At 74.9% G+C, this 21,617-nt stretch carries 13 protein-coding genes; 5 read left to right on the forward strand and 8 right to left on the reverse strand.

Going from position 1 to position 21,617, the window contains the following annotated elements; all coding sequences use genetic code 11:
* The first annotated feature begins 8 nt into the window (after window positions 1–8).
* Genes C8N24_RS07165 through C8N24_RS07185 form a run of 5 tightly spaced genes read left to right on the forward strand, consistent with a single transcriptional unit; the run spans window position 9 to window position 6,298 of the window.
* Window positions 9–1,037: a FecCD family ABC transporter permease gene (locus C8N24_RS07165; protein ID WP_245971782.1), complete on the forward strand. Its 1,029-nt coding sequence runs from the start codon at window positions 9–11 to the stop codon at window positions 1,035–1,037.
* Window positions 1,034–2,095 carry a FecCD family ABC transporter permease gene (locus C8N24_RS07170; protein ID WP_121249401.1) on the forward strand — a complete coding sequence of 354 codons (1,062 nt, stop codon included), beginning with the start codon at window positions 1,034–1,036 and terminating at the stop codon, window positions 2,093–2,095. Before C8N24_RS07165 ends, C8N24_RS07170 begins: the two co-directional genes overlap by 4 nt.
* On the forward strand, window positions 2,092–2,880 hold the full coding sequence (locus tag C8N24_RS07175) for an ABC transporter ATP-binding protein (protein WP_121249402.1): 789 nt from the start codon (window positions 2,092–2,094) through the stop codon (window positions 2,878–2,880). Before C8N24_RS07170 ends, C8N24_RS07175 begins: the two co-directional genes overlap by 4 nt.
* A 47-nt stretch (window positions 2,881–2,927) precedes the next feature.
* Window positions 2,928–4,634, forward strand: coding sequence for an ABC transporter transmembrane domain-containing protein (locus C8N24_RS07180; RefSeq protein ID WP_211339866.1), 1,707 nt, complete (start codon window positions 2,928–2,930; stop codon window positions 4,632–4,634).
* Window positions 4,631–6,298 (forward strand): ABC transporter ATP-binding protein, encoded by a 1,668-nt coding sequence (locus C8N24_RS07185; protein WP_121249404.1) that lies wholly within the window; start codon window positions 4,631–4,633, stop codon window positions 6,296–6,298. The genes C8N24_RS07180 and C8N24_RS07185 overlap by 4 nt, the downstream gene beginning before the upstream one ends.
* On the opposite strand, the gene C8N24_RS07190 is transcribed toward C8N24_RS07185, so the two are convergent.
* From C8N24_RS07190 to C8N24_RS07225, 8 genes are all read right to left on the reverse strand, one after another.
* On the reverse strand, window positions 6,295–7,326 hold the full coding sequence (locus C8N24_RS07190) for an ABC transporter substrate-binding protein (RefSeq protein WP_121249405.1): 1,032 nt from the start codon (window positions 7,324–7,326) through the stop codon (window positions 6,295–6,297). The genes C8N24_RS07185 and C8N24_RS07190 overlap by 4 nt on opposite strands.
* A gap of 19 nt (window positions 7,327–7,345) precedes the next feature.
* Window positions 7,346–10,117, reverse strand: coding sequence for a helix-turn-helix transcriptional regulator (locus tag C8N24_RS07195; protein WP_121249406.1), 2,772 nt, complete (start codon window positions 10,115–10,117; stop codon window positions 7,346–7,348).
* A gap of 98 nt (window positions 10,118–10,215) precedes the next feature.
* Window positions 10,216–11,613: a TolB-like translocation protein gene (locus C8N24_RS07200; protein ID WP_121249407.1), complete on the reverse strand. Its 1,398-nt coding sequence runs from the start codon at window positions 11,611–11,613 to the stop codon at window positions 10,216–10,218.
* A 107-nt stretch (window positions 11,614–11,720) separates the two neighbouring features.
* Window positions 11,721–15,713: a TIGR02680 family protein gene (locus C8N24_RS07205; RefSeq protein ID WP_121249408.1), complete on the reverse strand. Its 3,993-nt coding sequence runs from the start codon at window positions 15,711–15,713 to the stop codon at window positions 11,721–11,723.
* On the reverse strand, window positions 15,713–16,906 hold the full coding sequence (locus tag C8N24_RS07210; protein WP_170178906.1) for a TIGR02678 family protein: 1,194 nt from the start codon (window positions 16,904–16,906) through the stop codon (window positions 15,713–15,715). Before C8N24_RS07210 ends, C8N24_RS07205 begins: the two co-directional genes overlap by 1 nt.
* On the reverse strand, window positions 16,903–18,468 hold the full coding sequence (locus tag C8N24_RS07215) for a TIGR02677 family protein (RefSeq protein WP_121249410.1): 1,566 nt from the start codon (window positions 18,466–18,468) through the stop codon (window positions 16,903–16,905). The genes C8N24_RS07210 and C8N24_RS07215 overlap by 4 nt, the downstream gene beginning before the upstream one ends.
* A gap of 70 nt (window positions 18,469–18,538) precedes the next feature.
* Window positions 18,539–19,336, reverse strand: coding sequence for an alpha/beta hydrolase (locus tag C8N24_RS07220; protein WP_121252996.1), 798 nt, complete (start codon window positions 19,334–19,336; stop codon window positions 18,539–18,541).
* 52 nt (window positions 19,337–19,388) lie between these two features.
* On the reverse strand, window positions 19,389–21,608 hold the full coding sequence (locus C8N24_RS07225; protein ID WP_121249411.1) for a LuxR family transcriptional regulator: 2,220 nt from the start codon (window positions 21,606–21,608) through the stop codon (window positions 19,389–19,391).
* Window positions 21,609–21,617 lie beyond the last annotated feature (9 nt).

Here is a 21,617-nt window from a genome sequence, read left to right on the forward strand (position 1 = left end):
GCGTCCCCATGGCCACTCAAGCCACGCCCGCCCGTGCCCGCGGCGGCCGGTTCACCCGCAGCGCCGGGCTCGCGATCGCGTTCGCGCTGCTCACCTTCGCGGCCCTGCTCAGCCTCGCGGTGGGCGCGCGGTCGATCCCGCTCGGGGACGTGGTCAACGCCCTGCTGCACTCGGGCAGCTCGCAGGAGGAGACGATCATCCGCGACCTGCGCGTGCCGCGCACGCTGCTCGGGATCGTCGTCGGCGCGGCGATCGGCGTGGCCGGTGCGCTGATGCAGGCGCTCACGCGCAACCCGCTCGCGGATCCGGGTCTGCTGGGCGTCAACGCGGGCGCGTCGGCGGCGGTCGTGATCGCGCTCGCGCTCGGCCTGGCGGGCGCGGCGAGCTCGGTGTGGTTCGCGTTCATCGGCGCCGCGATCGCCTCGGTCGCCGTGTACGTGATCGGCACGGCCGGCCGCGGCGGCGCCACGCCCGTGCGGCTCGCGCTGGCCGGCACCGCGATCACCGCGGCGCTGACCGCGCTGATCTACGGCGTCGCGCTCGCGGACGTCAAGCTGCTGCAGCAGTACAACTTCTGGTCGGTGGGCGCGCTCGGCGGCCGCGGCCGCACGCAGCTGGACGCGGTCGTGCCCTTCGTCGCCGTCGGGCTCTTGATCGCGCTCGCGCTCGCCCGCTCGCTGAACGCGCTCGCGCTCGGCGACGACTCGGCGCGCGCGCTCGGCACCAAGGTCGGCCCGACCCGGATCGGCGGCGCGGTCGCGATCGTGCTGCTCTGCGGGTCCGCCACCGCGGCGGCCGGTCCCATCTACTTCCTCGGCCTGACCGTCCCGCACGCGGCACGCGCCCTGTGCGGCCCCGACCAGCGCTGGATCCTCGCCTACTCCGCCGTCCTCGGCGGCGCGCTGATCCTCGTCGCCGACGTCATCGGCCGGGTGATCGTGCGGCCGGCCGAGATGCCGGCGGGCGTGATGATGGCCGTCGTCGGCACGCCGTTGTTCGTCGCGCTCGTGCGCCGCAAGCGGATCGCGCAGCTGTGAGCGCCGCGCCGTACACGCTGCCCGGCCGGGTCGTGCGCGTCGGCGAGGCGGTGTCGCTGCGCATCCGCGCGCGCACGGTGTTGGTGAGCCTGGCGCTCGTCGTGATCGTGCTGGCGCTGTCGGTGTTCGCGATCGGGACGGGCGAGTTCGACATCCCGCCGGGCACGGTCGTGAGCACGCTGCTCGGCGGCGGCGACCCCGGGTCGGCGTTCATCGTGCGCGAGCTGCGGCTTCCGCGCGTGCTCTGCGCGCTGCTCGTCGGCGCCGCGCTCGGCGTGTCCGGCGCGGTCTTCCAGTCGCTGACGCGCAACCCGCTCGGCTCGCCGGACATCGTCGGCTTCCCGCAGGGCGCGACCGTCGGCGCGCTGATCGTCATCACGGTCCTCGCGGGGTCCGGGTTCGCGGTCACCGTCGGCGCGCTGACCGGCGGCGTGGCCACCGCGTTCACGGTCTACCTGCTCGCGTTCAAGCGCGGCGGGACGTCCGGCTTCCGGATCGTGCTGATCGGCATCGCGATCTCGTACCTGATGATCTCGATCACGGACTACCTGCTCGCCCGCGCGCGGATCGAGGAGGCGCAGGAGGCGACGCGCTGGCTGCTCGGCTCGCTGAACGGACGCACGTGGGAGGACGTCGGGCCGCTAGCGCTCTCGCTCGCCGTGCTGCTGCCGCTGCTGGTGCCCGCGGCCCGCTCGCTGCGCGCGCTCGAGCTCGGCGACGACTCCGCGCACGCGCTCGGGCTCAACGTCGAGCGCGCGCGGCTAGGCCTGGTCGCGCTGGCGGTCGGGCTCGTGTCGGTGACGACGGTCGCCGTCGGCCCGATCGGCTTCATCGCGCTCACTGCGCCGCAGATCGCGCGCCGCGTCGCGCGGACCGCCGGACTGCCGCTCGTATGCTCGGCGCTGATGGGCGCCACCCTGACGCTGGCCTCGGACATCGGCGCCCAGCGGCTCGTGCCCGACCGGGCGCTTCCGGTCGGCGTGATGACGGGCCTGTTCGGCGGGCTGTACCTGGCGTGGCTGCTGACCATGGAGTGGAGAAAGGGACGACGCGGATGAGCGCTGCGCCGCTACGAGCCGAATCGGTGACGCTGGCCTACGACGCGCGCGTGGTCGCCGAGCGGTTGACGGTCGACATCCCCGAGGGCGGCTTCACCGCGATCGTCGGCCCGAACGCGTGCGGCAAGTCGACCCTGCTGCGCGCGCTCGTGCGGATGCTCAAGCCGCGCGCGGGCAGCGTCCTGCTCGACGGGCAGGAGATCTCGTCGCTGCCGACCAAGCAGGTCGCGCGCCGGCTCGGCCTGCTCCCCCAGTCCTCGGTCGCACCGGACGGGATCACGGTCGTCGACCTCGTCGCGCGCGGTCGCCATCCCTACCAGCGGCTGCTGCGCCAGTGGTCGCACGAGGACGAGCGCGCCGTGAACGAGGCGATGGCGCAGACGCACATCGAAGAGCTCGCCACGCGTCTGGTCGACGAGCTCTCCGGTGGGCAGCGCCAGCGCGTCTGGATCGCGATGGCGCTCGCGCAGGAGACGCCGCTGCTGCTGCTCGACGAGCCGATCACCTTCCTCGACATCGCCCACCAGGTCGAGGTGCTCGACCTGTGCGCGAAGCTCCACGTCGAGGGCCGGACGCTCGTCGCGGTGCTGCACGACCTCAACCACGCGTGCCGCTACGCGACGCACCTGATCGCGATGCGCGACGGCGCGGTGGTCGCCGAAGGACCGCCGGCGGAGATCGTCACCGCGGAGCTGGTCGAGCGCGTCTTCGGCCTCAAATGCCTCGTCGTGCCGTGCCCTGCGACGGGGGCGCCGATGGTCGTCCCCGCCGCCTCGCAGGCGTGACGGGCGGCGCGCTGCTCCGGGGCGTCGTGCGCGCCCACCGGTGGCGCGTGGCTCTCGCGGCCGCGTTGCTGGGCTCACACCAGGGCTTCGAAGCGCTCGTGCCGGTGGTCGTCGGCGCGGCGATCGACGACGCGGTCGCGCCCGGGGACGGCGGCGCCCTGCTGCTCTGGGTCGGGCTCCTGGCCGGGTTGTTCGTGCTGCTGTCGACGGCCTACCGCGAGGGCGCGCGGGCCGAGGAGCGGGCGCGCGAGACCGCGGCCCACGGGCTGCGGATGCGGGTGCTGCGGCGCGTCGTCGACCCGCGCGGCGGCGGCGAGGCCGGGCTCATGCCGGGCCAGCTGCTGAGCGTGACCACCGCCGACGTGGACGCGTCGGCCGGCGTGATCGCGGGGATCGGCTACGGCGCGGGCGTCGTCGTCGCGCTGGTGGCAGGGACGGTCGTGCTGCTGGTGACGTCGGTGACGCTCGGCCTGACCGTGCTCGTCGGGCTGCCGGTGATCGTCTGGGCCGGCGGCCGGCTGGGCGCCCTGCTCAGCCGTCGGGCCGCGGGCCAGCAGGCCGAGGCCGCGGACGCGTCGGGCGTGGCGGCCGACCTCGTGACCGGGCTGCGCGTGCTCCAGGGCATCGGCGCGGCGGAGACGGCCGCGGAGCGCTACCGGGCGGCGAGCCGGTCGTCGCTGCGGGCGACGCTGGCCGCGGCCCGCGCGGAGATCGCGCTGGGCGCGGTCGCCGTCCTCGTCGGCGGCCTCGCCGTCGCCGGCGTGGCGTTCGTCGGAGGCCGGCTCGCGCTGGACGGCGAGCTCTCGCTCGGCGAGCTGATCGCGGCCGCCGGCGTCACGCAGTTCCTGGTCGGGCCGCTGAGCCGGCTCGCGTGGGTCGGCGGGTTGCTGGCACGGGCGCGCGCGTCGTCGGCGCGGCTGGCCGAGGTGCTGTCGGCGCCGCCGGCCGTGCCCGCACCCGCTGAGCCGGTCGCCTTGCGGTGCAGCGCGGCGCCGACCGTGGCGATCGGAGGAGCGCAGACGCCGTGGGAGCCGGGAGCGCGCGACCCCGGTCGCGCGGAACCGGCTTCGCCGCAAGAGGGGGATGTTCCGCGCGGACCGGGGTCGCGCGCTCCCGGCCGGGGCGCCACGCCGGACGCTGACGACGCCGCACCGCGGGTGCACGTGCCCGCGGGCTCGCTGTTCGGCGTCGTCGCCGACGACCCGGCTCCGCTGCTGGCCGCGCTCGCTCGGGAGGGTCAGGACCTCGCGGTGTTCGTCGACGGCGTGGCGCTGGCGGCGCTCGATCCGGCCGCGGCGCGCGCGACCGTCGTCGTGGCCCCGCACGAGGCCACGCTGCTGTCGGGCACGGTGCGCGACAACGTGCCCGGCGGGGCCGACACCGCGCTCGCCGCCGCGGCCGCCACCGACGTGATCGCCGCGCTGCCGGACGGGCTGGACACCGAGCTCACCGACGCCGGCAGCTCGCTGTCGGGCGGCCAGCGCCAGCGGATCGCGCTCGCCCGCGCACTGGCGACCGACGCGCCGGTGCTCGTCCTGCACGACCCCACGACCGCGCTCGACGCGGCGACCGAGGCCCGCGTCGCCGCCGCCCTGCGCGACGCCCGGCGCGGCGCCACGACGATCCTGGTGACCACGAGCCCGCTTCTCCTGGCCGCCTGCGACCAGGTCGCGCACATCACCGGTGGCACCGTCACCACGGCCAGCCACGCCGCCCTGCTCGAGGACGAGGCCTACCGGGAGGCGGTCGCGTGAAGGCGTTGCCGACCGCGACCCCGCGCGAGTCCTGGGCCGTCGTCCGCGAACTCCTGCGCCCGCGTCGCCGCCAGGCCGCGATCGCCCTCGGGGTGCTCGTCGCGGCGGCCGCGCTCGGCCTCGCCGGTCCGCTGCTCCTGGGCGAGATCGTCGACCGCGTCGACGAGCAGCGCTCGATCACCGGGCCCGCGCTGGCGCTCGTGGGGGTCGCGATCGGCGAGGCGCTGCTGTTCGCCGTCGGCCTGATCCTGATCTCGAACCTCGGCCAGCCGGTCCTCGCGGCCCTGCGCGAGCGCGTCGTCGCGCGCGCCCTCAAGCTCCCCGCCGAGCAGGTCGAGCGCGGCGGGCGCGGCGACCTGCTCTCGCGCCTGGGTGACGACATCGCGGTCCTCAGCGAAGCCGTCGTCGAAGCCGTCCCGCCGCTGGCCGCGGCGAGCCTGACGCTCGGGCTGACGTTCGTCGGCCTCGCCACGATCGATCCGCGGCTCACGCTCGCGGCGCTGCTCGTCGTGCCCGTGCAGGTCTGGGCGGTCCGCTGGTACGCGAAGCGAGCGGGCCCCGCCTACGCCGACGAGCGCCGGGTCAGCGGCGAGCGCGCGCAGGCGATCCTCGACGTCGTCGGTGGCGCCCGGACGATCCGCGCGCTCGGCCTGCAGCCGACGGCGCTGCCGCGCGTCGAGGCGCGCTCGCTGTCCAGCGTCGCCGCGGTCGTCCGGACGATCCGCATCTCCACGCACTTCAGCTCGCGCCTGAACGCGGCCGAGTTCGTCGGCACCGCCTCGACGCTCGTCGCCGGCTACTTCCTCGTCAAAGCCGACAGCATCTCGGTCGGCGCGGCCACCGCCGCCGCGCTGCTGTTCATCCGCACGTTCGACCAGTTCAACATCGTGCTGGGCACGATCGACGAGGCGAACCGCGCGCTCGCCGCGCTCGCCCGGCTCGTCGGCGTCCTCCAGGTGCCGGAGCCGCCGCCAGCCGAGCCGCATCCCGGCGCGCACGTCGCCCTCGACGGGATCCGGCACGCGTACGACGGCGGGCCGACCGTCCTGCACGACGTCGACCTGCACATCGCCGCGGGCGAGCGGGTGGCGGTCGTGGGCGTGTCGGGCTCGGGCAAGACGACGCTGGCGAAGGTCGTCGCGCGCTTCCACACGCCCACGGACGGCACGGTCGACGTCGGCCAGGTCGCGCTCGTCACGCAGGAGGTGCACGTGTTCGCGGGCACGCTCGCGGACGACCTGCGGCTGGCGAAGCCGGACGCCACCGACGAGCAGTTGCAGCGCGCGCTCGACGCGGTCGACGCCGGCTGGGCCCGCCTGGACGCCGTCGTCGGCCACGGCGGCGTCGAGCTCACGCCCGCGCAGGCGCAGCAGCTCGCGCTCGCGCGCCTTCACCTCGCCGACCCGAGGATCGCCGTCCTCGACGAGGCGACGGCCGAGGCGGGCAGCGCCGGCGCGCGCGTCCTCGAACGCGCCGCCGACACGGTCCTGCGCGGCCGCACGGCGCTGGTCGTCGCGCACCGCCTCACGCAGGCGGCCCGCGCCGACCGGATCATCGTCATGGACGCGGGCCGGATCGTCGAGAGCGGCACGCACGCGGAGCTCGTGGCGGCCGAGGGCGCCTACGCCGCCCTCTGGCACGCCTACACCGCCGACCGGGCCTAGCCGCCGACCAACTCCTCAGGGGACTGGCCGGCGACGGCGTCCTTGAGGGCGGGCGTGAGCTTCTCGAGGATGTACTTGAACGACAGCGGCGTGACGAAGTACATCGCGCCGCTGAGGATCGGGTCCGTGTAGACGGCACGGGAGCCCTCGACGGCCTCGAGGAAGCCGAAGGTCGGCACCTTCTTGAGGTTCGCGATGTCGCTCGCCTTCTCGGTCGCGAACACGATCACGTCCGCGTCGATGACGTCGAGGCGCTCCTCGGCGACCGCGACCTGCTCGCCCGGGTTCTTGACCAGCGGCGTGAGCTTCGGGTTGATGGTGAAGCCGAGGTACTCGAGGAACTCCGTGCTCAGGCCCTGCGGGTAGACGTAGATCTCGCCGTCGTAGAACGCGTTCTGGGCGAAGGTGGCCGTCTTGCCCTTGAAGTCGGGGTTCTCGGCCGCGACGGCGGCGTAGTCGTCCTTGACCTGCTGGATCAGCTTGGCGCCTTCCTCCGGCTTGCCGAGCGCCTTGGCGACGACCTCGACCTGGTCGTCCCAGGGCGAGAAGTACTGCGTGCCGCCCTTGGGCGTGGCGATCGTCGGCGCGATCCGCGAGAGCTGCTCGTAGTCCTTCTTCTCCATGCCGGCGTTCGCGCCGATGATCAGGTCCGGCCGCAGCGCCGCGATCTTCTCGAACTGGAAGCCGTCCGCGTTGCTGAGGACCTCGGGCTTGGCGTCGCCGAGCGCCTCCTGCGCCCACGGCCACACGGCGTACGGCTGGTCGCCGTACCACTCGGTGGTGGCGACCGGCTTGTAGCCGAGCTCGAGCACGATGTCCTGCTCGGTCAGCCCGACGACGACGATCCGCTCCGGCTTCTTCTCCACGGTCGTGGTGCCGAAGGTGTGCTCGACGGTCTGGGGGAACGTCTCGGTCGCGGTCTCGACCGTGGCGGTGCTGCCCTCGAGGGCGCGGTCTTCGGGCTCGTCGGATGAACCGCAGCCTGCGAAGACGAGCAGGATCGCGGCCAAGATGAGAGTCAGGCGCATTAGGGCACCCTAACTCAGGTCAGGCCGCGGCCGCTTCGCCCTCCAGGCCGAGTGCGCCCGCCAGGTCACGCCGGGAGGAGATCCCGAGCTTGCTGTAGGAGCGGCCGAGATGCACCTCGACCGTCTTGAGCGTCACCCACAGCGTCTCGGCGATCTGGCGGTTCGTGAGGCCTTCGGCGGCGAGCTGGGCGACGCGCCGCTCGGCCGGCGTGAGCGCCCCGACACCCTCGAGCCGCTCGCGCCGCGGCCGTGCGCCGGAGGCCTCGAGCTCCTCATGCGCGAGCCGGGCGAGCAGCGCCGACTCCGTGCGCGCGGCCAGCTCGAGCGCGCGCCGCAGCGGCTCGCGCGCCTCCACCCGGTCGCCGCGGATGCGCAGCCGCGCGCCGAGGTCGTGCAGCGCCCAGCCGTGCTCGCGCTGCAGGTCGGTCGGCTCGAGCGCGGCGACCGCGTCGCGCAGCGTGTCGATCGCCTCGTCGCCGAGCTGGGCGAGCGCGCGCCGGCGGAGCGCCATGCCCAGGCAGCCGGGACGCTCGGCCGTGCGCGCGGCGGCGATGTCGTGGTCCATCAGCTCTAGCGCCTCGTCCGCCCGGCCGGTCGCGGCGAGTACCTCGGCGAGCCGGAGCCGGCCGAAGACCGCGTTCGGCGACGCCCAGCCGCGCGCGTCGGCGAAGGCGACGACGCGCCGCAGGTCCGTCTCGGCCTCGTCGAAGCGGCGCAGCAGGAAGCGCACGCGGCCGCGGATGGTCAGCGCGAACGGCTCGATGAACGTGCCCGCCGCGGCGCCCAGGTCGACGTCGATCTCGGCGGCCGCCTCGTCGAGGCGGTCGAGCTCGACCAGGTTCTCGGCGAGGATCGCGCTCAGCGCCGGCACGGTCGTGACCATGCCCTGGGCGCGGATCGCCTCCAGGCCGCTGCGGGCGCGCGCCGCGCCGAGCGCGACCGAGCCGAAGTCGCGGTGCCAGTACCCCCAGGCCTGCTCGACGAACAGCGTCGCGGCGAGCAGGCCCTGCTCGCGAACGGCGCGGTCGCCGGCCTGCAGCGCCCGCTCGGCGCCGCGCGCGTCCTCGGCGAAGCGCAGCGCGTGGGTGACCAGGTTCCACGTCGAGCTCGCGGGCCCGACCGTCGCCAGCAGCTCCCCGCCGCCGAGGGCCCGCTCGCACAGCGCGATCAGCTCGTCGGTCGGCAGGTTCCCGCGCAGCGCCCGGTCGTTCGCGGCGGCGGCGAGCGCGGCGAGCGACGGCGGATCCTGCTCGAGGCCACGATCGATCCGGGCGCGCAGGCGCACGGGGTCGACGTCGGCGAGCAGCAGCGCCTCCAGCAGCCCGGCCTCCAGCCGCAGCGCGAGCGTCGGGTCGGCCGCGTCCACGGTCGCCTGCTCGAGCTCGCTCACGGCCGCGGCAGGGTCCGTGTGCACGAGATGGTTGGCGAGCGCGGCGTGGGCGCGCGCCGCCGCGTCGCCGTCGAGCCCGTCGCGCAGCAGCCGCCGCAGCCGCGACGGCCCCTCCGGCCGCTGGACGCGCACCTCCAGCTCGCCGAGCTCGAGCGCGACGTCGAGCCGCTCCGCCGCCGTGCTCGGCGGCTCGTCCAGCGCCCGCGCGAGCTGGTCCGCGGCCAGGTCGGTCGCGCCCTCGGTCACCGCTTCCCGCGCCGCGGCGCGCAGGTCCGCCACCGCGCGCTCGTCCCCGGCGGGCTCCGCGGCCCGCCAGTGGGGCGCGACGGCACCGGGCCGGAGGCCACGATCGCGGAGGCGCAGCGCGGCCGCCCGGTGCAACGCCGCACGCTCTCCGGCGGGCATGGCGTCGAGCACGGCCGCGCGCACGAGCGGATGCACGAACGCGCGTCCGACGAGCACGTCGGCGGCGGCGAGCCTGTCGAGCGCCTCGACGACGGCGCCGCGCGCGGCCTCCAGGCCCGCGACGATGGCGACGTCGTCCGCCGTCGCGCGTTCGCCCAGCACGGCGACCGCGCGGGCCGTGGCCACGGCGTCCGGGCCGAGCGGGCGCAGGCGGCGCTCGACCGCGGGCGCGACGCCACGCGCGCCCAGCTCGGCGAGCTGCTCGGGCGACTGCGCGCCCGCGTTGGAGGCCTCGCGGGCCAGCACGGAGAGCAGGAGCGGGTTGCCGCCCGTCACTTCCAGGGCGGTCTCGACCATGGCCGGGGTCGGCGTCGCGCCGAGCTCGGCCGCGAGCAGGTCGGCGACCGCTTCGCGCGGGAGCGGCCCCGGGCGGACGACGGTCGCGGAGATGCGCAGCTCGTCGAGCAGCTCGGCCGGGGCGCCCGGCTCCTGCGGGCGGGTGGTGGCGACGACCGTGACGGCGAGGCCGTCGATCCGCCGCGCGAGGTACTCGAGGAAGCGCAGCGAGGGCACGTCGGCCCAGTGGAGGTCGTCGGCGAGGAGGACGACCGGGCGCTCCTCGGCGAGGTTGGCCGCGAGCCAGTACAGGCCGTGCAGGACGGCGAAGCCGGCGTCCTCGGCGGCGCCCGCGGACGGGTCGAGCACGAGCTTCGCGTGCGCGGCGGCGCCGACGAGCAGCTCGGGACGGGCGGCGCGGTCCAGCAGTTGGTGGACGAGGCCGAACCCGAACGTGCGGTCCAGCTCGGACGCGCGGGCGGAGAGCACCAGCGCGTCGCGCTCGCCCGCGATCCGGCGGGCGGCTTCGAGCACGGTGGTCTTGCCGATGCCCGCGGGACCTTCGAGCAGGAGGACAGCGCCGGAGCCGGTGAACGCGGCGTCGACCGCCCGCGTCACCGCGGCCAGCTCGTCCTCGCGCGAGAGCAGGCCGCCGGACATCGCCAACAGAGTAGGCGGCCACCATCGCTGGTGGCCGCCCACTGGGCCCCCTCAGGCCGTCCGGGTGAGCGTCGGCGGCGCCAGATCGGCGCCCGCGCTCAGCGCTTGAGCGTCACGGTCAGGCTCGCGCCCGCGCCGGTGATGCTCAGCTTCACGGTCTTCTTGCCCTTCAGCTTGGCCTTGCCGGCCTTCGTGAAGCGCAGCGTCGCCTGGCCCTCGCCCCGCTTGACGGTCACGCTGCCCTTGGCCACGGTCGTCTTGCCGTACTTGGCGGCCACGGCCTGCTTGCCGTTGGTCGCGCCCTTGAGCTTGATCACGAGGCCCCGCTTGAGCGCCGCCGCGAGCTTGACCTTCGTCACGCTCAGCGTGGTGCCGGAGCCGCCGCCGGGCTGGCCGGGCGTCGGGGTCGTCCCGCCGCCGCCACCGGGGCCGCCCTTGCCGGGACCACCCGGGTTGCCGGGGGCGGGCGGAGCGGGCCGCGCGGCCGGCACGTCGGCCGGGCCCCACGACGGGTAGCTCGCGCCGGCGACCAGCAGCTTGCCGCCGTCGGTCAGCGGCGTGCACTCACCCTTGACGGTGTAGTGCGGCAGCGCGGCGGTGTGGATGCCGTCGCCGGAGTCGGCCCAGAAGATCCGCGTGCCGTCGGCGTTGAACGTCGGGCTCGCGATCTTGCCGTCGGTGAAGTCGGTCGTCGCCTGGGCGCAGCGCTCCGGGTAGGCGGGGTGGTAGCCACCGACCAGGTTGGAGATGCTCATGCTCTTGCCGTCGTCCGTGACGGTGGCGAGCACGGACTTGTCGCGCGACATGATCGAGTCCTTGACCTTGCCGTGGAAGTGGTAGTCCTCGAACCAGCGCTTGAGGCCCTGGCTGTCGTCCGGCGAGTCCGGCGTCCACAGCACCGTGTCCTCGTTGGGCATGATGTACGGGTCGCTGAGGAGCACCGTGCTGTTGTCGACCCACGAGGCGTCGATCCAGCCCGAGCGGCGACGGAAGCCCGGCTCGTCCCACGCGGTCAGGCGGTTCGGGTCCGTGAACGCCGTGCCGTGGTAGAGGCGCTTGAGGTAGCAGCCGTTGGACGGGTTGCAGTACGGGTCCTGGCCGACGTACTGCCAGTAGTACGTGTACGCCACGCGTCGGCCGTCGGGGGAGATCGCCGGGTCGAACGGGCCCTTGAACTGCAGCGTCGGGTCCGTCGAGGTGGAGACCGGCGTGGCGATGTCCGCGATCACCGAGCCGTCGCGCTCCAGGTGGCGGATGCGATCACCGCGCAGCGCGACCATGCGGCCGCTGTCGGCCTGGGAGACGGTCGAGTAGCCGCCGTCGAACGTCACCTGGTACTCGCGAGCACCGTCCGTGGTGGCGAGGAACACGTTGCCCGCCTTGATGTAGGCGATCGAGTCGGCCTGCGCCGCGGCGGGCGCGCCGAGCGCGAGCAGCGCCAGAGCGGCGGCGGCGCCGGCGATCCGTCGCCGGCTGAAGAGGGGTGCGTCGTGCATGGACCGCACTCTCGCGCCGCACCGCCGCACCGGCATCAGGGCTCGACCCAAATGTTGGTCGACCCGTACTGGTTGGGGTGCGGAGATCCGCACCCCGATCCTCGTGCCTACTCGTCCGCGACGAGCTGGCTGCCGGTCCAGACCGACCGCTGACCGACCACCACGCGCTGCGAGCGGAACCGGCGCAGGTTGATCAGCGCGAACCGGTGCGTGGGCACGAACGGCCGCAGCTTGTAGGAGGCCATCATGAAGTCCAGGTCGAGCTCGCCGAGCACCTCGAGCATCTGCCGCGCGTGCGCGTCGTCGATGCCCTCGAACGCCTCGTCGAGCACGAGCGCCCGCGGGGACGGCAGCGCCGCGCCGTCGAAGAAGCCCGCGAGCGCGGCGAACAGCGGCAGCTGGAGCATGATCGCCCGCTCGCCGCCGGAGCCGGCGACGAGCAGCCGGTTGGTGAGCTTGCGCGTCGGCCCGCCGTCGCGCGTGACCTGCACCCAGAACCGGTGCCAGGCGCGGTAGTCGAGCGCCCGCGCGATCTGCTCGGCGGTCGTGCCCTCACCGCGGTCGCGCTCGGCGTCGATCAGCGCCTGCAGCTGGTCGCCGAGCTGCGCCTGCGCGTCGGCGTCGAGCATGCCCGGCCCGCGCTTGAGCAGCGCGACGGTGTCGCGCAGCGCGTCCGCCGCCTCCGCCTCGATCTCCCACTGCAGGCCGACGCGGATGCCGAAGTGCGTCCGGCAGCGGGCGAGCACCCGGTTCGTGCGCTCGACCTGCTCGCGGACCTCGGCCAGCCGCACGGCGAGCGCGTCGGCGAGGCCGTCGACGATCCACTTGCGCATCAGCTGCTGCTCCTGCTCGGAGATGCTCGCCTTCAGCGATTCGAGCTCGGTGGCGAGCTGCTCGGCGAGGTCGCGCACGCGCTGGTGCTCGCCGGAGCGGGCGACCGTCACGACGATCAGATCGCGGTCGTCGCCCGGGTACTCCTGCGCGACGACGTACCCGCGCGAGGGTGAGAGCGCCTCCCGCAGCGCGGTGATCTGCGCGCTCACGCGCGTGCTGAGCTGCGTCAGGCTGTCGGTCGGCGCGCCGCGGGCGACCAGCGCGCGGGCCGCGTCGAGCGGCTCGCCCGGCAGCTCCAGCAGCCCGTGGGCGCCGAGCACGGCCAGCGCCGCGCGCGCGGCGTCGCGACCGGCGACCGCCGCCTTCACCCGGCCGCCGACGACCTCGACCTGCGCGTCCAGCACCGCGGCCCGCTTGGTCAGCTCCGCGCCCTGGTCGGCGAGCGCCTTGAGCGCGGCCTTGACCTCGGCCAGCGCCGGCTCGGTGCGGTCGAGCTCGTCCTGGACGCTGAGCAGCTCCGGGCCTTCGAGCTGCTTGACCATCTCCAGCTCGCCGGCGCGGCGCTCGCGCTCCTCGTCCGCGAGCTCGAGCTCCGCTTCGGCCGCGACGAGCCCCTGCTCCTTGCCGCCAAGCTTCGCCGCGACCGCCTCGTGCTGGCGCCGGTCACGCGTGAGCCGCTCGGCCGGCCCGCCCAGCTCCCGCAGCTGCGTGCGCAGCTCGGCGAGGCCCTCGGCCAGCGTCTGGCGCCCCGCGCGGTCGGGAAGCTCGTGCTCGCGCTGGAAGCTGCTGGCGACCAAGCGGGCGTCGCGGGCCGCGGCGCGCGCGCCGACGACATCCTCCTCGGCGACGCGCACGGCGTCCCGCGCGACCTCGGCCGCCGCCTCCGCCGTGTGCTGGCGACTGCGCGCCGCGGCGTACCCACGGTCCTTGCCGAGCAGCGCCTGCGCCTCGGCGGTCGCCCGACCCGCCTTCGCCTCCAGCGCGCGCAGCGCCTGCCGGATGCGCTCGGCCTCGGCCTGGAGCGCCACGACGTCGCCGTCCAGTTGCTCCTGGCGCGCGAGCCGGCCCCGCTCGCGCGCGGTCGCCCCGACCCACGCGGCAGGCCGGACGTCGCGCTGCGCGCGCAGCGGGCCGACCGCGCACGAGCCGTCGAGCCCGAGCACCACCGGGCCGCGCTTGGCCGCGGCCGCGCCGGCGTCCTTGGGCGCGATCGCCACGCTCGCGAGGGCGGCGCGCAGCGCGTCGATGTCCACCGTCGGCGTGTCCGTGCGTTCGAGCGCGGCGCCGAGGGCGTCCGGGTCGATCGCGAGCACGTCGGCGAGGCTCTTGCCCGAGACCGGCTCGGCCGCCACGAGCAGCAGCTGCCCGTCCGCCGTGCGCACGCCGTCGGCCGCGGGGACGGCCGTGAGCAGGCCGCTCGCGTCCAGCGCCGCCTCGAGCCCGTCGCGCTGCGCGGCGGTCAGGCCGTCCTTGAAGTCGACCAGCTCCCACAGCGCGGGACCGTCGGCGTCGTCGCGCCACGCCGCCAGGTCGGGGCGCCCGTTGACGCCGCGCGCCAGCCGGGCGAGCTCCTCGCGGGCCGCGCCCAGCTCGCCGTCGATGCGCGCGAGGGCGTGCTCGGCGGCCGCGCGGTCGGCGCCGACGCGTTCGCGGTGCGCGTCGTGGGCGACCGCGATCGGCGCGAGGTCGAGCAGCGCGCTCTCCCCGTCGAGGCCCGCGAGGATGTCCTCGACGACGTCCGCGGTCAGCGACAGCTCCGCCAGGTCCCCCGCCCACCAGCGCACCTGGTCCTCGACCTCCTCACGGGCCGCGGTCGCCGACTCGGCGGCGGTGAGCGCGTCCGCCTGCTTGCCCTCCAGCGCGCCGACGAGCCGCTCGGCGTGCCGCTCCGCCCGCTCGAGCACGTCGACGACGCGGTCCAGCTCGGCGTCGAGCTGCGCGGCGCGGGAGAGCAGCTGCTCACGGTGCCGGCGCTCGCGCTCGATCGTCTCCACGTGCGCGGTGAGCGCGTCCAGCGCAGCCGGCCAGGGCCGCGGCGGCACGCCGCACTCGCCCGCGCGGGTGTCGATCCCCGCCTGCGCCGCGCGCAGCTGCGCCTCGGCGCCGTCGGCGTCCGCGCTCAGCCGCTGCAGCTCGGCGCGCCGCTCGTCGAGGTCCTCGCGCAGCTCCAGCACGCGGCGGTTGAGCGCGCTGTAGGTCTTCTCGGCCGCCTGCGCGGCCGCGGTCGCCTCGTTGAGCCGCTGCGCGCCGGGGCTGTTGAGCTTGCGCAGCAGCGCCTCGCGCTGGCCTTCCAACCGCTCACGGCGCGCGTCGGCGTCGACGAGCTGCTCGGTGTGGCGGACCTGGTCGCGCTCGAGCTGCTCGCGGTCCGCGCGCAGGCCCGCCGCGGCCTGCTCGGCCGACTCGCGGATCCGCTCGGTGTCCAGCAGCCGCGTCGCGCGCTCGTGGCCGAGCCGCAGCACGTACCGCTCGTAGACCTCGCCGAACGCGACCGCCGCGTCCCGGTCGGCCTGCAGGCCGTCGATCCGCTCGCGCATCCGCTCGAGCATGTCCAGCCGGTCGGCGCCCTCCTTGACGAGGGTGAGGTCCAGCTCCGGCAGCGAGTTCGTGAGCTGCTCGTCGAACACCTCGGGCGTGAGCACCTCGGCGAGCTTCGGCCGGCGCAGCAGGAACAGCAGGTTGACCATCGACTGGTACGCGTCCATCGACGCGAACCCGAACAGCGCGTCGTTGACGGCGCGGCGGTAGTCCATCGCGGCCGTGAACGTGCGCCCGCTCGGCCCGAGCGCGCCCCCGAGCGCCCGGCGGCTGAGCGGCTGGCCGTCCGGCGCCAGGTCGACCTCGCCGACGCCGCGCGCGGGGTCGAGGATGCGCGCGCCGCGCAGCAGGAAGAACCACGTGCTGTCGGTCGTCTGGCTGCCGCCCGACTGGCCGCCCGACGCGCCCATACCGACCGTGACGTACTCCGTCTCGCCGTCCTCGCCGACCGGCATCAGCGTCTCCAGCCAGACGTACCCGACACGGCGCGTGTAGACGTCGCCGAGCGACAGGTTCCAGGCGAACGGGCGGCCCTGCTTGCCGGAGGTGTCGACGCGGTACTCGGCGATGTTCCCCTCCAGCAGGAGCGGGAACGTGAGCTCCAGCGCGCGTGACTTGCCGACGCCGTTGGCGCCCTTGATCACGAGCTTGCCGTCCTCGAAGACGAAGACCTCGTTGGCGTACTCGTAGAGGTTGATCACGCCCATGCGCGTGAAGCGACCGCGCATCACAGCAGCGACTCCTGGGGATCGGTGGGTTCTTCGGTGGTGCCGACCGCCTCGCGGAAGCGGCCGAACGCGGGCCGCAGCTGCAGCGTCGTGCCGTCGGTGGCCAGCAGGTCCAGCGCCTCGAGCTGCTCGACCGCCTCGCGCGCCATCACGTCCTCGGGCTTGGCGAAGTACTTGGGGTGCGCGGTCAGCAGGTCACGCGCCGCCCGGCGGACGTCCTCGGCCGTGAAGCCCGTGCGGCCGTGCTCGGCGGCCAGGCCGGCGCCGATCAGCAGCGCCGCCTGGCGGTCGCGCTGGAAGGTCGGGAAGCGCAGGTCCGTGGCCTCCGACGCGGTCGGGTCGATCAGGCACGTGCCCTCCTGGCGGTGCTCGGCGACCAGGCCGGTGAGCGCGCATACGCGGTCGGCGATCGCCCGCCGCTGATGGCGGAAGTGCAGCTGCTCCTCCATCGAAAGGTCCTTGAAGTAGACGGCCGGATGCTCGGCCAGGCGGCGCGCGGTGTGCAGTCGCAGGCGGGTGCGGCGGGCGTCCTCGGAGGGCGGCGTCGGCTCGGCGAGCGCGCGGCGGCGGATCTCCTCGCGGTCGGCGTCGGCGATCAGGAAGCTCGGCGCCAGCCGCTCGAGCCGGACGCGGTCGATGTTGTAGAGCGCCTCGACCGCGCGCGGGTCGGCGGTGGCGAACGCCTCACGGTCGCCGTCGACGACCTGCAGCACGCCGTGGTCCTCGAGCCAGCGGAGCACGTCGCAGAGCACGCGCCGGTGCGCGGCCTGCGTGTAGTCGAGCGCCTCGCCCTGGTCCATGACCGCGCGGCGGACGTCCTCGGCGAGCGTCGAGATCAGCGCCTGCGGGCGGGTGGCGTCGCGCTCGAGCTCGGCCAGCAGGCAGAACAGCACGAGGTAGTGCCGGTAGCGGAACGCGGGCCACCAGTCGCGGGTCGGGCCGCCCTTCGCCTCCGGACGCACGCGCGGGACACGGCCCTGCGGGTCGGCCTGGAGCGGGCGCTTGCGCAGGCGCGCCATGTCGCGCTCGACGTCCAGCCGGTAGCCCAGCACCTCGAACACCTCCGCGATGAGCGCCTCGCGCTCGCGCCAGACGACCTCCATCAGCTCGGGCTCGTCGCGCCGCTCGATCCAGCCATCGCGCAGCAGCAGCCGCACGGCGCGCTGCCGCGTCGCCAACGTGTCGTCGTTCACGCCGCCGCGACCTCGAGCTGCAGGTCGTCGAGCTCCCACGTGCCGGCGGCGGTGCGGATGCGCGCGCGCCCGTCCACCGGCGTGAGGGCGACGGCGAGCTCACGGCCGGTGTCCACGTGCCGCCACGGGCCACGGTCGTCCGGACCGGTCGCGCGGGTGCCGCACTCCATGATCCACTCGTCGACCGCCGCCAGCGAGTCCTCGTCGAGCAGGTGGAGCTGCGAGAGCCGCTTCCCGTCCAGCGACAGCAGCCGCTTGCGCAGCGCGTCGACGGCCTTCGCGTCCTGCTCGGCCTCCACGCGCGCAAGCTCCCGCGCCTGGGTGACGTCCGGGATCCGCGGCGTCCGGCCCTGGGTGCCGCTGCGGCTGGACGGCAGCCGCAGCGTGCGGTCCATCAGCAGGCCGGGGACGCTCCACCATGACTGGGTGGCGCCACTGTCGAGCTGGTCCTCGTCGGGGTCGGGCACCGCGAGGTGGCGGGCGGGCGACATCGCGAACGCCAGGTGGAACAGCTCCGGGCCCGAGTCCGGGTCCTCGACGAGCAGCTGTGCCAGGCGCCGGTAGTCGCTCGAGCGGTCCAGCCGGCCCGATTGCTCGGACGCCATCCGGCTCCACGTGTCCAGCAGCCAGTCGACGGCGCCGTTGATGGTCCGGCGCAGCTGCTCCCACGGGGTCGTCTCGCCCCGGCCGACGAGCCAGTCGTGCGCCTGGCGCCACTCCTCGCGGATGGCGGCGGCGCGCAGCTGGTCGGCCTGCTCGGGCGCCTGGCGGTACCCCGCCACCTGGCCGCCCGTGGCGACCATCGCGCCGACAAGCGCCTCCAGGTGCGCCTCGACCGCACGTGCGGCGACGGTGAAGCGCGCGTGCGACTCACGCTGCACGGGGTCGAAGTGCTGCAGGTGGTCGACGACGCGCGCCTTGTAGGCCAGGAACGGCTCGCGCTCGAGCCGCTCGCCGAGCGTCATCACCTCGCCCAGCTCGCGCATGAACGCGGAGATGCCCTGCACGGTGTCGGCGATCTCCGCGCGCAGCGTGACGAGCAGCTGCTCGGCGCGCTGGCCGTCGACGGGGGTCTGCTGGACGGTCTCCGCGAGCGCGTCCAGCGTGCCCGCGATCCGGCGCAGGCGCTGGTTGCCCAGCGAGGCGACGCGCCGCTCGAGCGCGAGCACCCGCTGCGCCGCCTCCCACGAGGCTTCACCGGCCGCGGTGATGTCGTACGTGTTCCGCGCGCGCTTGAACTCCGCCGTGCTGCCGGCGCGGCCCGTGTCGGCCTGCCGGTCCACCGCCTCCCACTCGTAGAGCTGCTCGAGCAGGGCGATCAGCTCGTCCTGGGTGGGCGCCGTGTCCGGTGCGGCGTCCAGCCACATCTGCAGCAGCTCGCGCGGCGCGAGCCGCAGCCCGAAGCGCCGCTTGTGCACGACGAACAGCTCCATGATCTGCACGTACCGCTCGGCGTGCGGCGCCGTCAGGTAGGCGAAGACCTTGAAGCGGCCGCTGCCGGCGGCGAGCTCCTCCGGCGCCGCGGGCGCGAAGTCGGGGACGTGGAAGTCGAGATCGGACATGGACCCGACCCGACACTAGGGGCCGGATCGGCGGACCCGGCCCCTTTCGGTGCTCTTTGCGGGAAGGGCGTCAGCGCGCGCTGTGCGCGAGCGCCCACTCCAGGGCCTCGTCGGCCACGCGCTCCCAGCCCGGCCAGGCGGGCAGCAGGTGCGGCCCGTCGAACACCTTGACCTCGGTCACGACGTCGTCGTTGTAGTGCTTGGCGTTGGAGGCCTGGATCGACGGCGGCATCAGGTGGTCCTCGCTGCCGGAGATGAACAGCAGCGGCGCCCGCCCGCGGTTGCCGTAGTCCACCCAGGTGTCGTCCTTGCCCGGGTGCACGTTCGCCAGCGCGCTGCCCCAGAAGATCGAGCCCGAGGCGGGGACGTGGTAGCGCTCGTACAGCCGGCGCGCCTCCTCCTCCGGGAAGCCGTTGGTGAACGCGTAGTTGAACTGCTCGAACGTGAAGCCGACGGCCTTGTGGCGGTTGGACGGGTTCTTGAGCACCGGGAACGTCGCGCGCACCTGCGAGAGCGGGATCCGCTTGACGCCCTCGGTCGGGGCGGAGTTCATGGCCACGCCGGCCGCGCCGAAGCCGTGGTCGAGCAGCACCTGCGTGAAGACGCCGCCGGCCGAGTGGCCCATGATGATCGGCGGCGACTCGAGCTCGCCGACGACGCGCTCCAGGTGCTCGATGATCTGCGGGACGGTGACCTGCTCGATCGGCGTCGGGTCGGCGTTCAGCGCCTCCACCTCGACCTCGAGGCCGGGGTAGGCGGGCACGAGGACCTGGAAGCCCTTGGCCTCGTAGTGCTCGACCCAGTGCTCCCAGCTGCGCGGGGTGACCCAGAAGCCGTGGACGAGGACGATCGTGTCGGGCGTGCTCATGCGGGCACCGTCGCCGCGGACCAGGTGAGTCGTCATCCCCTGGGTGGCCGAATCACCTAGGGGATCTGGCGATCGCGTCGGCGCGCGAGGAGACGCCGAGCTTGCGGTAGATCGACTTCACGTGGCTGTGCAGCGTGTTGTAGGAGACGAACAGCTCGGCGGCGATCTCGCGCTCGGAGCGGCCGCTCCCGAGCAGGCGCAGGACGGTCAGCTCACGGTCGCTGAGCTCCGCGCGCGGAGCCGGCGCGCTCACCCGCGCCGCACGCCGGGCGAGCGCGAGCCGGGTGGGCAGCGCGCCGGGGTCGGGGCAGCGGCCCAGGATCGCCTCGGCCTCGTCCAGCGCGGCCACCGCGCGCCCGCGGTCGCCGGTCGAGGCGGCCACCGGCGCCAGTGCGAGCAGGCCGTCGACGAGGTCGAGCGGCTGTGCCCACAGGCGGCGGAGCATGATCCCGCGCTCGAGCTCGGGCAGCGCCTCGTGCGGCAGGCCGCGCGCGGCGAGCGCGACGCCACGCGCGGTGTGGATCTCGCCCACCTCGACCGAGTCCAGCAGCCCGCACGTGCGCGCGAGCTCGATCGCCTCGTCGGCGAGCCGCGCCTGCTCCTCGCGCCGCCCGCGCAGGCCGGCGATCAGCGACAGGTCGGCGAGCGACGCGACCGACACGATCCACTGCTCGGCGCGCGGGCCCAGCACGACGGTCTCCCGCAGGCGCGCCTCGGCCTGGTCGAGGTCGTCGTTGCAGTAGTGCGCCCAGCCCAGCGCCCACGTGAGCACCGGGTACCAGGGTGAGCCTGGACCTTCGAGCTCGGCCGAGCGCGTGCCGTGCTCGAGCACGCCCGCCACGTCGCCCCACGCGAACGTCGCCCGCAGGATCGACAGGCTCGACCGCACCGACGCCATCCCGTCGGGCAGCGGGCCGTCGTCGAGCCCGTCGAGCGCGCGCAGCCGCGCGATCACGGCGCGCATCTCGTCCTCGCGCCCGCACAGCGCGACCACCCACGCCTTCACCGCGAGCAGGCGGCGGTCGCGGTGCAGCACGTCGTCCGGGAAGCGGGTGAGCCATTCGAGCACGGACGCCGTGCGACCGGCGTTGGCGTAGTGCACCCACGTCTCGGCGATCAGCGCACTCACCTCGTCGAACAGGCGCGCGGCGAGCGCGTGGTGGATGGCCTCGTCGGTCGTGCCCGAGGCCCGGTGCCAGACGTGCGCGCGGCGGTGCAGCTCGTCGACCAGCTCGGGCTCGCGGCGCTGCAGCTCCGCGCGCAGGAGCTGCGCGAACAGGTGATGGAAGCGGAACCACTCGTGCCGCTCGTCGAGCGGCACGAGGAAGAGGTTCGACCGGGCGAGCGTCGCGAGGACCTCCGACGAGCCCGAGGCGTCGAGCACCGCGTCGCAGAGCGACGCGCACACGCGCTCGAGCACCGCGGTGCGCAGCATGAAGGCCTGCTGCTCCGGCGCGTACCCCGCGAGCACCTCGGCGGCGAGGAAGTCGACGACGTGGGCGGTCGTGCCGTCGAACGCCTGCACGCGCGCGTGCTTGTCGGGCTTGTCCGCGAGCGAGAGCGCCGCCAGATAGAGCCCGGCCGGCCAGCCCTCGGTGCGGGCGACGAGCAGCGCGACGTCCTCGGGCGCGAGGTCCAGCGCCAGCCGGTCGTTGAGGAACTCCGCCGCCTCGGCCTCGGTGAACCGGAGCTCCTGCGCGCGCAGCTCCAGCAGCTGGCCGCGGGCGCGCAGCCGGGCGAGCGGGAGCGGCGGATCGCTCCGGCTCGCGATGACGATCTGCACGGTCGCCGGGACGTGCTCGATCAGCCAGGCGACGCTCGCTCGCGCCGCCTCGCTCGAGAGCCGGTGGAAGTCGTCCAGCACCAGCACGAGCTCGCCCTGCTCCAGGAGCGCGTTGACGAGCCCCGGGAGCACGACCTCGGTCAAGGGCGCCGCGGGGACGGTGGCCGCGAGCGCGGCCGCGTCGAAGGCCGGGCAGGCGCGCCCGAGCGCCTCGACGACGTGCGACCACAGCACCACGACGTCGTCGTCGCCCTCGTCGAGCGAGACCCACGCGGTCGGCCGGTCGGCCGCCGCGCGCCACGCTGCCAGCAGCGTCGTCTTGCCGAAGCCGGCGGGGCAGGCCACGAGGCTGAGCCGGCGTCCGCGCCCGGCGTGCAGCCGGCTCAGCAGGCGCTCGCGCGCGATCGCCTGCGCCGGCACCACCGGCGGGTGCAGCTTCGTCAGGAGCAGGATCGGGGTGTCGGGGCGGCCTGGCGCTTGGGCGCTCACCCCGCGATC

It is taken from the genome of Solirubrobacter pauli (assembly GCF_003633755.1).
GTDB classification, from domain to species: Bacteria; Actinomycetota; Thermoleophilia; order Solirubrobacterales; family Solirubrobacteraceae; genus Solirubrobacter; species Solirubrobacter pauli.

What these genes read in the sequence shown, in the direction of transcription:
- C8N24_RS07165 (WP_245971782.1), top strand. Translation starts at nt 9, where the DNA reads ATGGCCACTCAAGCCACGCCCGCCCGTGCCCGCGGCGGCCGGTTCACC.
- C8N24_RS07175 (WP_121249402.1), top strand. Translation starts at nt 2,092, where the DNA reads ATGAGCGCTGCGCCGCTACGAGCCGAATCGGTGACGCTGGCCTACGAC.
- C8N24_RS07190 (WP_121249405.1), bottom strand. Translation starts at nt 7,326, where the DNA reads ATGCGCCTGACTCTCATCTTGGCCGCGATCCTGCTCGTCTTCGCAGGC.
- C8N24_RS07195 (WP_121249406.1), bottom strand. Translation starts at nt 10,117, where the DNA reads ATGTCCGGCGGCCTGCTCTCGCGCGAGGACGAGCTGGCCGCGGTGACG.
- C8N24_RS07200 (WP_121249407.1), bottom strand. Translation starts at nt 11,613, where the DNA reads ATGCACGACGCACCCCTCTTCAGCCGGCGACGGATCGCCGGCGCCGCC.
- C8N24_RS07205 (WP_121249408.1), bottom strand. Translation starts at nt 15,713, where the DNA reads ATGCGCGGTCGCTTCACGCGCATGGGCGTGATCAACCTCTACGAGTAC.
- C8N24_RS07215 (WP_121249410.1), bottom strand. Translation starts at nt 18,468, where the DNA reads ATGTCCGATCTCGACTTCCACGTCCCCGACTTCGCGCCCGCGGCGCCG.
- C8N24_RS07220 (WP_121252996.1), bottom strand. Translation starts at nt 19,336, where the DNA reads ATGAGCACGCCCGACACGATCGTCCTCGTCCACGGCTTCTGGGTCACC.